Below are 14,831 nucleotides of genomic sequence, written 5' to 3'. Positions count from 1 at the left end.
AGAGGTTAATAGTTTATGAAATATAGAAAATTAATAAATGAGCAAAGTCAAGATATAACTGTTTTAAGCCAACTACTTAAGACATATGTTGATTCGTATAGATTACTTATAGGTGGAGCATCGGAACTATATAATGTAAATCTTGCTAAAAAGAGTGAAGTTAAAAAAGCTCTAGACAGAGTTAATGATTTAGGTGAGTTAATTGATAAACTAATAGTATCATTAGATAAATGTGAAAATGGATATATAAAATATTGTAAAATAAAAAATGAGTATATATCAATAAAGTCTGATAAAAATATTATACTTACAGAAATAGATAATGAATTAAAGTTTCAGAATAGTGAAAATAGAGATGATGATGAAGATTAAATATAAGAATTTAAAAAGGTATATTAAGAAAATTCTCTTAATATACCTTTTTTAATCAAAGTTTCTTTAATTGTAGATTGCTAATCATTAAATATGAAAAAACAATCATAAGTATAATTGCGATATAAATAGGTAATTGAGCTTTTAAATTAAATAATGCAAAAAGTGCTAAAAGACATCCTGCAATTGTAATCGGGATACCAGTAAAAACACCATCAAAGCTAGATGTGTTATACCTAGCAAGTCTAAATGCACCACAAATTGGGAATAATAGTAACAACAATATTCCAATAGATCCTTTTGGTCCTAAATGTGTAAATTCAAATAATATATATATTAGTATAGATGGGGCAACACCAAAAGAAACTAAATCAGCTAAAGAATCTAATTCTTTGCCTAAATCGCTAGATACATTTAAAAAACGTGCTACCCTTCCATCATATCTATCAACTAGACCGGCCAATAATATAAAAATACTTGCTAAATCTATTCTATCATACATAACGGATAAAATTGAAAGAACTCCGCAAGATAAGTTTATAAAAGTAAATATATTAGGAATACAACTTTTTCTCATAAAATCACTCCTGAATTTATTAAAAATCATTTACGATTTATTATAGCATACATACCATTAAAATATAAGAGATAATTTAATTAATATTTTCTTAATTTATAAATTAAGAAAATTATACTATGAAATTCATAAAAGATAATATATACATTAAAAGTACAAGGTGATATAATCATCTGTATAACGAGTTTAGTTGGAGGAATTCATATTTATGAAAAAGGTTAGATTTATATATAACCCGTACTCAGGAGAAAATATTATAGTTAATGAACTAGATAATGTTATAAAAATACATGAAGAAGCTGATTTGCAAATCATTCCATATAGGATCCAAAAAGGAAAAAATTTAGATGAGGCTTTAGAAGGTATAGATGATACTTATGAATATATATTAATAGCTGGTGGAGATGGAACCGTTGACTCAGTTGTTAATTCTATGAAAAAAAGAAAAATAGATTTACCAATTGGAATATTACCAGTAGGAACTGCAAATGATTTTGGAAAATTTATTAATATACCTAATAATATTACGGACGCGTGCAATAAAATCTTAAAGTCAAAGCCCGTTGATATTGATCTTGGTAAGATAAATGATAAGTATTTTATAAATGTGGCGAGTACTGGGCTTTTTACTGATGTTTCTCAAAAAACTGATGTAAATTTAAAAAATACCATAGGAAAATTAGCTTATTACTTAAAAGGTATAGAAGAGTTACCTAACTTTAGAAGATTAAAAGTAAATATACAATCTAAAGAATGTAATTATGATGGTGAAATGTATCTTATATTAGTATTCAATGGAGCAACTGCTGGAAATTTTAGATTGGCAACAAAAGCCGATGTCACTGATGGGAATTTAGATGTAATTGTATTTAAAGCTATACCAATAATTGAATTAATACCATTATTTATAAAAGTTTTAAAAGGAGAACATTTAGATTCTAATAAAGTAGTTTATTTTAAAACTGATGATTTGTATATTGAATGTAATGAAAATATAGTTACTGATATTGATGGAGAAAGAGGTCCAGATTTCCCATTAAATATTAAATGTATAAAAGGTGGAATTAAAGTTTTAGGAATTGAATAGTTAAAGGTATAAAATATGTAATTTAATAATAGATATAAGTAACAGGAGTATTGATAGGAGTGTAATTTGTGAATTTTGCATATTATTTATTTTTGTTACTTATAATTTTTTTATGTATTATACTTTTAAAAAAGAATATACAAGTTTCACCTAAAAAAATAAAAATATATGTGACAATTGTAATTACATTATTTTTATTAAGACATATAGCTTTGTTTATTTTATGTATACTTAAAAATAGTACAGTTATACATTATTTTAAATCCATAGTTTTTTTAAATCACATAGCAGTTCCATTAATGATTTTAGCTATAACTTATGTATACCTTAGATCTGAAAGTTTAAAATTTAGTAATAATTATATTATTGCCATTATAACACTACTTATTTACGGTTTAATAATGTATTTATCTAAAGCTACAGTTCAAGTTAATACTTTATATGGGTTTATTTTAAAAATAAATATTGAGACAATAATGTTTTTATTTTCCTTAATTTTATTAGGAATATTACTTATTCTTAATGTTATTATTTTAGACAAACCCTTTATAAATAAGAAAGGTATATGGTTTATAATTTTATCAATTTCAATTGTAATGATTGAAGATATTATTATTTTAGGTGGAATAAGAATTTTCCCTTATCCAGTTATAGGAGATTTTATATTTCTTATAATTATGAGTTTAGTACTCAATGGATTTAAGAAAATTAGGGGCGATATATGATAAAAAAATTTAATTATCATAGGATAAGCAGAAGTTATATTAAAAAATGAAAGCTATAAGATATGGATAATGAGATGTTATGAAGAGGTGATAAATTATGAAGTTAGCAGAAGCATTAAATTTAAGAGCTGATTTGCAAAAAAGAATTGCATCGCTTAAGGAAAGGCTAATTAGAAATGCAAAGGTTCAAGAAGGGGATGCACCATCAGAAGATCCGATTATGCTTTTAAAGGAACTCGATAATAATATTGTTGAACTTGAAAAGTTAATAAAGGTAATAAATAAAACTAACAGTATAACATATGTGGAAAATGAAAGTATTGCAGATATTATTGCAAGAAGAGATGTTATAGGTTTAAAATTATCTATTTTAAGAACCTTTGTAAATACAGCATCTGAAAAAATAGATAGATATTCTAATAAGGAAATAAAGATATTAAGTACAGTTGATGTAGCAGAAAAGCAAGCAGAAGTAGATAGTTTATCTAAAGAGTATAGAATAATAGATACTAAGCTTCAAGGATTAAATTGGACTATAGATGTAGTCGAATAATTTATAATTTTTAGATGGTAATTTATAAGGGCGAGCATAAGCTCTGCTAATTGAGGTGTGAATTAGTTCTGATTAGCATATACGGAACCAGTATGAAAATAGTTAAAGTTGAGTTCAGTATTGTTACAAGGGTAAAGTAATAAATTAAAGTTATAACCATATGCTGACTTATAAATGAGGGTGGGATTGGGATAGTTATAAAAAATAGAATAGATAATAAATATATTTAGATAAAAGCTCAAGACATAAAAGCTCTTGAGCTTTTTTATTATATGATAAATGTTTTAAAATTTAGAAATTATTTTCTTCTATTAGAAGTTTTAGGTTTAAAATTACTTTTAGATTTTTTCTTTAAAGTATTATAGCTTTCTGTATTTTTACTACTTGAACTAGATTTAGAAATAGACTTTTGGTTGCTAGTTCTATTAGAATTTCCATTGATATTCTTATTTGCATTGTTGGCTGTATTGTCATTAGATGATTTATTTCTATTATTTTTACCTTGATATCCAAGCTTTGCTGGAGCAAAACCTATCAAACAATTCTTACTGTTTCCTATTAAGTCTTCTCTATGAGCTTTAATTAAAGCTTTCTTTACTTTTGAATAATTTTTTGGAACTGCAAATTGAATTAAAGCTCTTTGCATTTCTTTTTCTTCAGGTGTTTTAGGAACATAAACTTTTTCACCTGTAAGAGGATTGAACCCAGTATAGTACATAGTAGTTGATAAGCTACCAGGAGTAGGATAAAAATCTTGTACCTGTTCAGGGGTATAACCCATTTCTTTAACATATTGTGCAAGTTCTATAGCTGCACTTAAGTCAGAACCAGGATGAGAAGACATTAAATATGGGACTAAGAATTGCTTCTTATTTAACTTTTTATTTATATCAAAGTATTTGTTTACAAATCTATCATAGACTTCTCTAGTAGGTTTTCCCATTTGATTTAATACTCTTGGTACAACATGTTCAGGAGCTACTTTTAATTGACCACTTATATGATGTTCACATAATTCTTTAAAGAATGAATCATTTTTATCATGAATTAAATAATCATACCTTATTCCAGAACGAATAAATACTTTTTTTATACCAGGTAATTTTCTAACTTTTTTTAATAAGGAAAGGTACTCTGTATGATCAATTTTTAAATTCTTACAAGGTGCTGGGAACATACATTGCTTTGCTTTACAAGTTCCATGTACCTCTTGTTTTTTACAGGCTCTATGTCTAAAGTCAGCTGTTGGACCACCAATATCATGAATATATCCTTTAAAATCAGGTAAGGTAGTTAGTAATTTAGCTTCATTAATTATAGAGTTTTGACTTCTATTTTGAATTACTCTTCCTTGATGGAAAGTCAATGCACAAAATGAGCATGAACCAAAACATCCTCTATGACTTGTAATTGAAAATTTAACTTCCTTTATTGCAGGTATTCCCCCTTCAGCTTCATAGATTGGATGATAAGTTCTTGCGTAAGGTAAATTATATGTAATATCCATTTCCTCTTGTGTTAAGTTTTCTTGAGGTGGATTTTGAACTAAATATCTATCATCGTATTTTTGAATTACAGTTCTTCCATTAATAGAATCTTGTTCATAGTATTCTAATTTGTAAGCTTCTGCATAAGCGTTTTTATCATTTATAACTTCTTCATAAGAGGGTACAATAACAGAATTTTCAATATTTGATATATCATGAGTCAAATAACATGTACCTCTAACATTGTTAATGTTTTTTATATTTGCACCATATCTTAATAAGTCAGCAATCTGAACTACTGTTTTTTCTCCCATACCATACATTAGCAAATCTGCCTTAGAATCTAAAAGTATACTTCTTCTAACTTTATTATCCCAATAATCATAATGAGCAAATCTTCTAAGGCTTGCTTCTATACCACCTATTGCAATAGCTATATCTTTATAAGCTTCTCTTATTCTATTACAATAAACAATAACAGCCCTATCAGGTCTATGTCCCGATTTACCACCAGGGGAATATAAATCTTCTCGTCTACGTCTTTTGGCCGCAGTATAATGATTAACCATAGAGTCTATATTACCTGAATTAACTAAGAATCCATATCTAGGGCGTCCTAATTTTTTAAAATCTTCACAGTTATTCCAATTAGGTTGAGCAATAATTCCAACTGTAAATCCTTGTGATTCAAGAGTTCTTCCAATTATAGCTGTACCAAAAGATGGATGATCAACATAAGCATCTCCTGTTACAATTATAAAGTCTAATTGATCGATATTTCTTTTTATTAGATCTTCCTTACAAATAGGTAAAAATTGTTTACAAAGCTTCATATATTAATTAACTCCAATTCATATTAATTAAATTTATATTAATTTTATAAATAGTATGTAATAGCCATTTACCAATGGTTAACATTCATTTAATCTATTAATAATGACTGTGTTTATATTAACATAGGGAAGATTACTTTACAAATAACAATAATTATTATTTTAGTAAAATAGTCGTAAGTTCAAATTAGTGTTTATACAGTATAATTATACATTTTGAAATAGTAATAATATTGTACTAATATATTTTGTTTAAAAGATTAAATATTTATTATATTGAACAAATGGGTTAATAATAAAAGAATAAAAATTTGTTGCCTTTTTGCGTCTATGTAATATAATAATTAGTATAAAAGAACAAGGTAATGACGTAATTTAAATTTTTATAGTTTATCTTATAATTTATAGAATAAAAATTCCCAATTCTAAATTATGAGATAAATATTCATGCTTATTTTAGGTGTATTTATAAAACTAGTAAATACAAATTTAGTTTAAGATTTAGATTATATTTACAAGGTGGTGTAAAAGATGGAGGCTGGACCTCAGATTATTAATTACTTTAAATTACAATTTAATATATTTAGGAAGAGCTATTCATCTATATTATATAATTAATGAGAGTTCTTCCTAAAATATAAAGGAGGAATCTTTCATGAAAAAATTATCAGTATTTTTATATACAAGTATTCTGTCTAAAAATATCTATGATGAGTTTGGAGATGTTCTTGGTGAGTTAAAAGATATATATGTAACAACAGAAGAAGGATATCCAAGAATAATAGGATATAAGGTGAGAAAAGATGGAATTACATTTCATTATGAATTTAGATATATAGAATTTTTAGATGATAATGGTAGTGTGAAAATAAAAACAAGAGGTAGTAAAGAAATATTACCAATGACTTATACTTATCTTCTTTCAAAAAACCTACTAGATAAGAAAATAGTAGATATAAATGGAAAGAAAGTAGTACGAGTTAACGATTTGAGAATTGCTGAAATAGCTGGAGAATATAGAGTGTTAGCTGTTGAAACAGGACCACTTGCAAGATATAGAAGATTTAAGATAGCAGGTTTAGCTAAATGTTTATATAAAATTTTAGGTAAAGATTATGAAGATAAAGTTTTAATGTGGGAAGATGTTGAATCTCTAGAAATGGTTGATAATAATTTAAAATTAGTAGTTCCATATCAAAAATTATCAACACTTCACCCGGCTGATCTTGCAGACATATTAGAAGACTTAGATGAAAGATCTAGAAAACAAATATTTGAATCATTAGATGAGGATTTAGCTGCAGACACATTAGAAGAAATTGAATCAGAATATAAAGGAAGTATAATTAAGGATTTATCAGAAACTAAGGCAGCCGAAGTACTAGAAAATATGGCTAATGATGAGATAGCAGATCTTTTAGATGATTTAGATGAGGAAGAAAGAGAAAAGATATTAATAAATTTAGAAAAAGAAGATGCTAAAGAAGTAAAAGAGTTATTAGAATATGAAGATGAGACTGTTGGTAGTATTATGAGTAAAGAATTCATATCTCTTAATTTAGATATAACTATTTCTGATGCATTAGATATACTTAAAGAAATGGAACCAGATGAAGAAGTTATGTATTATATATATATAACAAATGAAGAAGATGGAATAGAAGGAATGATTTCTTTAAGAGATTTAATAATAAATGATAATGATAAAAAAATAAAAGATATAATGGATGAAACTGTTTCTCGCGTAAAACATGATGATGAAATAAATGAAGCAATTGAAGCTGCGGCTAAGTATGATTTAGTTACAGTACCAGTAGTAGATGATAAAGATAAGCTTGTAGGAATAGTAATTATACATGATTTGATAGATGAGTTTTTATATCCTCTTTGGAAAAAGAAAAATTAGAAATTAATGGTTATAAATTGCAATGATAATAAATTAAAAGGATCAAGTATAGCTATAAACAAGATAGAAAAAGGTCAAAATAAGTATATTTTAGTTGCTGTACCAATAGGAAATAATAATCATGAAAGATGTTTTTCAAATAGAATTAAGGTAATAGGAGAATAAAAATGCTAACATTAATATTGAAAAATTTAAAAAATAATAAGATATATTATTTTTTAATATTATTGGGATATGTTGCTACTATATTCACTATGTCTATTAGTGCAAGTTTAATAAAGATTAGTAAGGATATAACTATAGATTTTAATCAAGGAGATTTAAATAAGCAAAGAATTATAGAGGTTAATTCAGATAAAAATATTGATATAGATAAAATAATTGAAGTTACAAGGAAATTTAGTATAGATAATGCTATAACAATAAGTGGAATATCTTATAGAAAAGTAATAGATAAATATAGTGATGAATCGTGGATTGTACCAGTAGAATTAGTTACATTTAATGAAATACCTTCATGGATACCGAAAGTTGTAGAAGGACAGTATTTTTTACCAGAACAGTCTAAGGGAAATAAAAAAATAGCTGTAGTTGGTACTGGAGTTATCTTGAATGGAATAGGCAATGAAAGTCAAATTGATATATTGGGAGAAAAGTTTAATGTAATAGGAAGCGTTGGAAAAATACAAGATTTTTCTGATTATTTAGGAACTGTATTTTTACCAATCAATTGTTTACCAAATCAACTAAAGAATAATATTAAAACTATTAAAATTAAATTATATAATGATAATGGAACTATTGAACAACAAAAAGAACTATTATTAAATGAATTAAGGACAAACTCTGAATTATATGTTAATGAAATAGATGTTTTATCAAACAATGAAGAATATTATTCACAGTTATGCAGAAATGGAATATTAACATTATTAATATGGATAATTGCAATAGCTAATATATCTACATTAATTTACTTTATGATAAGTAAAAATAGAAGAAATTTAGTTGTTTCTATAGCTATGGGAATGAGTGATAGAATTTTAATTAAGCAATTATTTTATACACTTATGATATTATCTATTTTTTCTAGTTTAATAGCTTTAATAATGCAATATATGCTTATACCATTACTTAAAAATAATTTAACAAGAGTGTTAAATATAAGCCAAATAAGAATAAGTTCATTAAATATTATTATAGTGCTTGTAGGAATAATTATTATAAGTTTAATAATTGCAATACTTTCTGTGAGAAGTATATATAAGGAAGATTTAAGTAAGGAGCTTAAAAATGACTAATATATTAAGAGGAAAATTAATATTTCAATCTATAAGAAAACAAAATTTTAAGTTTAAAATTTTATTGTTTCAATTCATTATTGTATTTATATCTTTAAATTTTTGTTTTTCATTGTTAATTAAAGCTGAATGTAGTAAAAATAATTTAAAAAAATTAATAGGTATAGAAAATAACGTAATGGTATCTATAAATAAAAATTATGATGATAATGTGGACATTAATAAAATTTTAAATGAAAAATTAGATAGAATAAAGAAAACTAATGGGATAAAAGCAGTGAGTAGATATTATAAGGATAAAGTTTTAATAAATGATGAAAATATAGGTGGTATTTTTCTAGATAAAGAAGCTATGAATATATATAATTTTAATATAGATGGCTCTAAAAATATATTTAAAAAATCAAAATATATACCAATAATAATATCTGAAGATTTAAAAAAACAATATAAGATAAATGATACAGTAGAGATTGATTATAACAATGATAAGTTTAAAGGAAAGATAATAGGTTATTTAAATAAAAATGATAATTTTTGGAGTGATAGAATAGGTAATGATAAATCATTAGAAAAAATAGAAAACTCAATAATAATACCTTTTGATAAAAATTGTTATTACAATAAGAATTTAGAATATAGAATGTTTAATAGAATTATAGTTCAAATAGATAAACAAAGTGATATTAATGCTTTAGAAAAAATAAAAAATGAAGGAATAATTAATGCGTATATATCTATGTATGATTTTGTTAAACAAATTAAAAATCAAAATAGTCAAACTGTATTTTTGATGGAAATTTTTGCAATAGTGATAAGTATATTATCACTTATAGGTTTTATTGGAGTTGTAATTTCATATATATCTTTTAGAAATAAAGAATATGCTATAAGGTTAACTATGGGTTCAACATTAAAGGAATTAAGTATTTTAATATGTGGAGAAATAGGAATATCAATTGTTATATCATTTTTGATATCAGCAATAATATCAATTAGTATAAATATAATATTGTCAGTAAAACCTTTTTATATAAGCTTAGTGGCATTAATACCTAGCCTTTTAGTTTCAATATTTATATTTATTATTTTTCTTACTACATATATATTATTCATTAAAAGAAAAACCATAAATAGCTTAATGAGAGGTAATTAATATGAGTTTTATAAAATTAAATAATGTATATAAAGAATATGGTAAAGATGATACTTTAGTATTAGTATTAAAAAATATAAATTTACAAATTGAAGAAGGTTCTTTAATTGCTATAATTGGTAGTTCTGGTTCGGGAAAATCTACATTGTTAAATATTTTAGGTGGTATAGATAAAGTAACGTCAGGAGAAGTAATAATTGACAATGAAAAGATAGATAATATAGATGAAAAGAAAAGAGCAAAATTAAGAAATAAAAATATTGGTTTTGTGTTTCAAAACTTTGCATTATTGTCAGAATATACGGTGATTGAAAATGTTGAACTTGCAGCAATATATTCTAATTTATTAGGAAATACTAAGCATAATAAAAAAGTTATAAAAGAAAAAGCTTTAAATTTATTAAAAGATTTAGATATAGAGAATCTTAAAAATAAGAAAATAACAGAGTTATCTGGGGGACAACAACAAAGAGTTTCTATAGCACGTTCTCTTATTAATGATCCGAAAATTATTTTAGCAGATGAACCAACAGGAGCATTAGATACGAAGAATGGAAAAGAAGTTATGAAAATATTTAAAAAGCTTAACAGCTTAGGAAAAACAGTAATAATAGTCACACATGATGAAAGAATTGCAAATTTGTGCGATAAAATCATAAAAATAGATGATGGAGAAATAGTTATTTAATAAAATTTATATGTTTAGAGTCAATACTTTTTAGAGAAAAATTTATAAAAAGTATTGACTTTTTTCAAAAATAACATATAATAAAAATATAAAACATATCAATTTACTCAGAATTAAAAACTGTGAAAAAGTAAAGTAGCATAAAGGATAGTTTACAGAGAGAAAGGAATTAGCTGAAATCTTTTTATCAAGAATTTATGTGAAGTGCACTTTGGAGTTGAAATCTGAATTGAGTTTTTTACTTATAGTAAGATTTTTCGGAATCACCCGTTACAGTGATGATGCATAGATTTGTGCTAAATTTGAGGGGAATTAAAGTTTTAATTCAATTTAGAGTGGAATCGCGGATATAACTTCGTCTCTATATTTTATAGGGATGAGGTTTTTTTTATATAAAATATAAAAAATTAGTAATATTAAAATATCAAGGAGATAACAAATAGTTATTAAAAATATTTAAAAATGTGTATAGAAAGATAGTTATATATACTAGAGTTTCTACTAATAATAAAAAAGATGATTTGATCAGTACTTTATGTATTTAGTGAACAAAGAAGACTTTCAAGGATATATGATAGTTTAAAATTAATAAATAAAAAAGAGGAGGAAAAAAGATGATTTATAATGGAATACTAGAATTAATAGGAAAAACACCAATTTTAAAATTAAATAAATTAGTTAATAACGATAATATGGCTGAGGTTTATGTTAAATTAGAAAAATTTAATCCAGGTGGAAGTGTAAAAGATAGAGCTGCACTTGGTATGATAGAAAAAGCAGAAAAAGAAGGCTTGTTAAAGAAAGGATCAATAATAGTTGAGCCTACAAGTGGAAATACAGGTATAGCACTTGCTTTGATTGGAAAATTAAAAGGATATAAAGTAATAATAGTAATGCCTGAAACAATGAGTAAAGAGAGAAGAGCTCTAATTAAAGCATATGGAGCAGAACTAATATTAACAGATGGAAGTAAAGGCATGAAGGGGGCTATAGAAAAAGCAATAGAAATAGCTAATGGAGATGAATATTTTATTCCTCAACAATTTGAAAATTTAGCTAATCCGGAAAAACATTATAAAACTACAGCTGAAGAAATTTATGAAGATATACCAGATTTAGATATGATTGTTGCTGGTGTTGGAACTGGCGGAACATTAGTTGGAATATCTAAAAATATAAAAAATAAGAATTCTAACATTAGATCAGTAGCAGTTGAGCCATTTACATCACCAGTATTAAGTGGAGGTAAACCAGGTCCTCATAAAATACAAGGAATAGGAGCTGGATTTATACCTGGAATATATGATAAAAAGTATATAGATGAAGTATTTTTAGTAAAAGAGGAAGATGCATTAAAAACAACTAAGGCATTTGCTCAAACAGAAGGAGTTTTAGTAGGCATATCAGCTGGAGCTGCTATACATGCAGCAATAGAAATGGCGAAAAAATTAGGAAAAGGAAAAAAAGTATTAGCTATTGCACCAGATGGAGGAGAAAAATATATATCAATGGGTATATATGATTAGCAAAATAGCTTAGGTTATAAAAGTTCTTATGGAAAATTATAAAAATTTTAAATGATAAGAGTCTGATAAAATTTAAGATTAGGTAAGATTAATTGAGAATTGAAAGAGGAGAATAGATTAAAAAATTCTTGATAAAATTTAAATTATATATTTTTAAAAAGTCTTAAGGCTTTTAATCAAAACCCTCAATTCTCAATTCTTCACTCTCAATTAAAAAACGTGTAAATAGTTATTTTTTCATTGAATTTTATAATAAAGGAGAAGGGGATTGTGTTTAAAAATTTAAATTATGATTTAGAAAGGGTTTTAACAAATGATCCTGCTGCTAAAAGCAAGGTGGAAGTATTACTTTTATATCCATGTATTCATGCACTTATATATTACAGAATTTCACATTTTTTATATAAGCACAAATTTTTCTTTTTAGCTAGACTTATTTCTCAATTAGCACGTTTTTTTACTGGTATAGAGATTCATCCAGGAGCGACTATAGGCAGGGGGCTGTTTATAGATCATGGAATGGGTGTGGTTATAGGAGAAACTGCAGAAATTGGTGATAATGTTATTTTATATCACGGAGTAACTCTTGGCGGAACTGGAAAAGATAAAGGAAAGAGACATCCGACAATTGGAAATAATGTTCTTATAGGGGCAGGTGCAAAGATTCTAGGTCCTATTAAAATTGAAGATAATGCTAAAATAGGTTCTAATGCTGTTGTATTATATGATGTTCCTAAAGGAGCAACAACCGTAGGAGTTTCAGCAAGGAATATTGTTCGAACCAAGACTTCTATAATTGAAATAGAGGATTTAAAGGGGAGAAAGAAAAAAATATATAATGAAATGATAATTTAGAGGAAAATACGATGGGAATAAAAAATCAAATAATTAAAACTTGTGCTTCTTTAGGAATAGATTCAATAGGTTTTATAAAATGTAGAAGATTTGATGAATTAGAGAGTTTTTACAAAGAAAGAAAAATTTTAAATTTACAAAATGAATTTGAAGAGGATGATGTTGAAAAGAGGATTAATCCAAATCAATATTTAGAAGAAGGGAAGACTATAATTTCTATAGCTTTCCCTTATTTAACTTCTAAGATAAATACTAATAATGGTTTTTCTTTATATACAAAAGGTATGGACTATCATTATGTAATTGGTAAATATTTAAAAATTATTTGTGAAATTATAGAATATCATGGTGGAAAAGCTAAAGGCTTTGTTGATAGTAATGCGTTACCAGAAAGATATATAGCTTATTTAGCTGGAAATGGATTTATTGGAAAAAATAATTTACTTATTAATAAGAAGTATGGATCATATATTTTTTTAGGTGAAATAATAACTGACTTAGAAATTTATGATGATGACAATGGAAGTTTAGATGATTTAAATTCATTTAAAGAATGTGGGGAATGCAATAAATGTTATGTGGCATGTCCAACCAAAGCTATTAATGCTAATAAAAAAAATTGTAATATCTGTTTATCTTATATTACACAAAAAAAAGAGTTGCAAGATTGGGAAATGGAAAAATTGCAAGGGAGAATGTTTGGATGTGATACTTGTCAGTTAGTCTGTCCTTATAATATAGAAAAAGAGTTATCTAAAATACCAGAATTTTTACCATTTGATTTTATGAATAGTGATGATAATGATTTTGTTATTAATATGGGAAATACTCAGTTTAAGGAAACATTTAAAAATACATCTTGTGGATGGAGAGGAAAAAATGTTTTAAAAAGAAATGCTTTAATTAGAAGGAAAATCTATTTAAAAAATGATGACTTGAGCAAAATTCCGAAGTTTGAGTCACCATATTTAAATGGGTATATAAATAGACTTTTCCAAAAAACTAGAATATAATTATTAGTATGAAGAGATTTAGATATTTGATTGGGAGTGAGAAAAAAATGTTGTCACCAACTATAGCTAAAATATTAGAACTGTTACCAGAAAGTCTTTTTGTTAAGTTTGGAAAGATGAAAGTTTCAGGTTATATAAAAAAATATGCTAATATAACATTAACGGGAATTGAGAATATAGATAAGGTTAAAAAACCAAGAATTTTTATATGTAATCATTTAAGTAATGCAGATGGTTTAGTATTAGATAAAATATTAAAGGAGAAAAGTGATCCGTATTTTATTGCAGGAGCTAAATTAAGTGATGATATAATAACAAGAATAGGAACAAAGATTGTAAAAAATATTCCTATAAAACCTAATTCGGCAGACAAAGATGCAATTACTAGCATTATTAAGACTCTTAGATCTGGTGAAGATGTTTTGATTTTCCCTGAAGGAACTAGAAGTAGAACTGGTGCAATGATTGAAGGGAAAAAAGGTATTTTATTAATGGCTAGAATGTCAAAAGCAGAAATAGTTCCAATTGGAATGTGTGGAACAGAAAAACTTCTTCCGATAAGCAAAACTGGTGATATGGGAGCAGAAAAATGGCATAAAGCTAATGTATATATAAACATCGGGAAAAACATTGAACTTCCAAAGAAAAATAAAGATGAAGATAAACATGAATACGATGATAGATGTCTCCATATATTAATGAAGAGTATAGCTAACCTATTGCCAGAAGAATATAGGGGTGTTTACAAATAG

The 14,831-nt window shown here is 25.6% G+C and carries 15 protein-coding genes and 1 other annotated feature; of the genes, 13 read left to right on the top strand and 2 right to left on the bottom strand.

Annotation, left to right across the window (positions count from 1 at the left end; translation table 11 throughout):
• Nucleotides 1-15: 15 nt before the first annotated feature.
• The gene (locus tag BGI42_RS12265) at nt 16-372 is read left to right on the top strand and encodes a hypothetical protein (protein ID WP_069680571.1); all 357 of its coding nucleotides are present in this window, start codon (nt 16-18) and stop codon (nt 370-372) included.
• 55 nt (nt 373-427) lie between these two features.
• Here the strand turns inward: BGI42_RS12265 and pssA are convergent, their stop codons facing one another.
• Nucleotides 428-949, bottom strand: a complete 522-nt coding sequence (pssA, locus tag BGI42_RS12260) for a CDP-diacylglycerol--serine O-phosphatidyltransferase (protein ID WP_069680570.1) — start codon at nt 947-949, stop codon at nt 428-430.
• Between the two features lie 208 nt (nt 950-1,157).
• Between pssA and BGI42_RS12255 the strand changes: the two genes are divergently transcribed.
• The 3 genes from BGI42_RS12255 (at nt 1,158) to BGI42_RS12245 (ending at nt 3,314) form a co-directional block, all read left to right on the top strand.
• Entirely contained in the window at nt 1,158-2,036 is an 879-nt protein-coding gene (locus BGI42_RS12255) for a YegS/Rv2252/BmrU family lipid kinase (RefSeq protein WP_069680569.1), read from the top strand.
• Nucleotides 2,037-2,104: 68 nt separating this feature from the next.
• Nucleotides 2,105-2,761: a hypothetical protein gene (locus tag BGI42_RS12250; protein WP_069680568.1), complete on the top strand. Its 657-nt coding sequence runs from the start codon at nt 2,105-2,107 to the stop codon at nt 2,759-2,761.
• A gap of 97 nt (nt 2,762-2,858) precedes the next feature.
• Entirely contained in the window at nt 2,859-3,314 is a 456-nt protein-coding gene (locus BGI42_RS12245; RefSeq protein ID WP_069680567.1) for a DIP1984 family protein, read from the top strand.
• A gap of 298 nt (nt 3,315-3,612) precedes the next feature.
• On the opposite strand, the gene BGI42_RS12240 is transcribed toward BGI42_RS12245, so the two are convergent.
• The gene (locus tag BGI42_RS12240) at nt 3,613-5,634 is read right to left on the bottom strand and encodes a YgiQ family radical SAM protein (protein WP_069680566.1); all 2,022 of its coding nucleotides are present in this window, start codon (nt 5,632-5,634) and stop codon (nt 3,613-3,615) included.
• A 655-nt stretch (nt 5,635-6,289) separates the two neighbouring features.
• On the opposite strand from BGI42_RS12240, the gene BGI42_RS12235 reads away from it, so the two are divergent.
• From BGI42_RS12235 to BGI42_RS12200, 9 genes are all read left to right on the top strand, one after another.
• Nucleotides 6,290-7,540, top strand: a complete 1,251-nt coding sequence (locus tag BGI42_RS12235; RefSeq protein ID WP_069680565.1) for a magnesium transporter MgtE N-terminal domain-containing protein — start codon at nt 6,290-6,292, stop codon at nt 7,538-7,540.
• A gap of 6 nt (nt 7,541-7,546) precedes the next feature.
• On the top strand, nt 7,547-7,705 hold the full coding sequence (locus tag BGI42_RS16100; protein WP_158523406.1) for a hypothetical protein: 159 nt from the start codon (nt 7,547-7,549) through the stop codon (nt 7,703-7,705).
• A gap of 2 nt (nt 7,706-7,707) precedes the next feature.
• Complete coding sequence (locus BGI42_RS12230) at nt 7,708-8,841, top strand: ABC transporter permease (RefSeq protein ID WP_069680564.1); 1,134 nt, start codon at nt 7,708-7,710, stop codon at nt 8,839-8,841.
• Nucleotides 8,834-9,997: an ABC transporter permease gene (locus BGI42_RS12225; protein WP_069680563.1), complete on the top strand. Its 1,164-nt coding sequence runs from the start codon at nt 8,834-8,836 to the stop codon at nt 9,995-9,997. Before BGI42_RS12230 ends, BGI42_RS12225 begins: the two co-directional genes overlap by 8 nt.
• 1 nt (nt 9,998) lies before the next feature.
• Nucleotides 9,999-10,685 carry an ABC transporter ATP-binding protein gene (locus BGI42_RS12220; RefSeq protein ID WP_069680562.1) on the top strand — a complete coding sequence of 229 codons (687 nt, stop codon included), beginning with the start codon at nt 9,999-10,001 and terminating at the stop codon, nt 10,683-10,685.
• A gap of 113 nt (nt 10,686-10,798) precedes the next feature.
• Nucleotides 10,799-11,051: a binding site (T-box leader), on the top strand.
• 248 nt (nt 11,052-11,299) lie between these two features.
• The gene (gene cysK, locus BGI42_RS12215) at nt 11,300-12,211 is read left to right on the top strand and encodes a cysteine synthase A (RefSeq protein WP_069680561.1); all 912 of its coding nucleotides are present in this window, start codon (nt 11,300-11,302) and stop codon (nt 12,209-12,211) included.
• 270 nt (nt 12,212-12,481) lie between these two features.
• Nucleotides 12,482-13,066 (top strand): serine O-acetyltransferase EpsC, encoded by a 585-nt coding sequence (gene epsC / locus BGI42_RS12210; RefSeq protein WP_069680560.1) that lies wholly within the window; start codon nt 12,482-12,484, stop codon nt 13,064-13,066.
• 11 nt (nt 13,067-13,077) lie between these two features.
• Nucleotides 13,078-14,079 (top strand): tRNA epoxyqueuosine(34) reductase QueG, encoded by a 1,002-nt coding sequence (gene queG / locus BGI42_RS12205; protein ID WP_069680559.1) that lies wholly within the window; start codon nt 13,078-13,080, stop codon nt 14,077-14,079.
• Between the two features lie 47 nt (nt 14,080-14,126).
• A complete protein-coding gene (locus BGI42_RS12200) occupies nt 14,127-14,831 on the top strand; it encodes a lysophospholipid acyltransferase family protein (RefSeq protein ID WP_069680558.1) in 705 nt (234 codons plus the stop codon).

Origin of the sequence: Clostridium taeniosporum (genome assembly GCF_001735765.2) — a bacterium.
GTDB lineage: Bacteria > Bacillota > Clostridia > Clostridiales > Clostridiaceae > Clostridium > Clostridium taeniosporum.
Note: the sequence above shows the minus strand (reverse complement) of the source record. Positions and strands in the feature narration are given on the sequence as shown.

What these genes read in the sequence shown, in the direction of transcription:
- BGI42_RS12225 (WP_069680563.1), top strand. Translation starts at nt 8,834, where the DNA reads ATGACTAATATATTAAGAGGAAAATTAATATTTCAATCTATAAGAAAA.
- BGI42_RS12255 (WP_069680569.1), top strand. Translation starts at nt 1,158, where the DNA reads ATGAAAAAGGTTAGATTTATATATAACCCGTACTCAGGAGAAAATATT.
- BGI42_RS12235 (WP_069680565.1), top strand. Translation starts at nt 6,290, where the DNA reads ATGAAAAAATTATCAGTATTTTTATATACAAGTATTCTGTCTAAAAAT.
- queG (WP_069680559.1), top strand. Translation starts at nt 13,078, where the DNA reads ATGGGAATAAAAAATCAAATAATTAAAACTTGTGCTTCTTTAGGAATA.
- BGI42_RS12240 (WP_069680566.1), bottom strand. Translation starts at nt 5,634, where the DNA reads ATGAAGCTTTGTAAACAATTTTTACCTATTTGTAAGGAAGATCTAATA.
- BGI42_RS16100 (WP_158523406.1), top strand. Translation starts at nt 7,547, where the DNA reads ATGGTTATAAATTGCAATGATAATAAATTAAAAGGATCAAGTATAGCT.
- BGI42_RS12245 (WP_069680567.1), top strand. Translation starts at nt 2,859, where the DNA reads ATGAAGTTAGCAGAAGCATTAAATTTAAGAGCTGATTTGCAAAAAAGA.
- BGI42_RS12230 (WP_069680564.1), top strand. Translation starts at nt 7,708, where the DNA reads ATGCTAACATTAATATTGAAAAATTTAAAAAATAATAAGATATATTAT.
- pssA (WP_069680570.1), bottom strand. Translation starts at nt 949, where the DNA reads ATGAGAAAAAGTTGTATTCCTAATATATTTACTTTTATAAACTTATCT.
- BGI42_RS12200 (WP_069680558.1), top strand. Translation starts at nt 14,127, where the DNA reads ATGTTGTCACCAACTATAGCTAAAATATTAGAACTGTTACCAGAAAGT.
- BGI42_RS12220 (WP_069680562.1), top strand. Translation starts at nt 9,999, where the DNA reads ATGAGTTTTATAAAATTAAATAATGTATATAAAGAATATGGTAAAGAT.
- cysK (WP_069680561.1), top strand. Translation starts at nt 11,300, where the DNA reads ATGATTTATAATGGAATACTAGAATTAATAGGAAAAACACCAATTTTA.
- BGI42_RS12265 (WP_069680571.1), top strand. Translation starts at nt 16, where the DNA reads ATGAAATATAGAAAATTAATAAATGAGCAAAGTCAAGATATAACTGTT.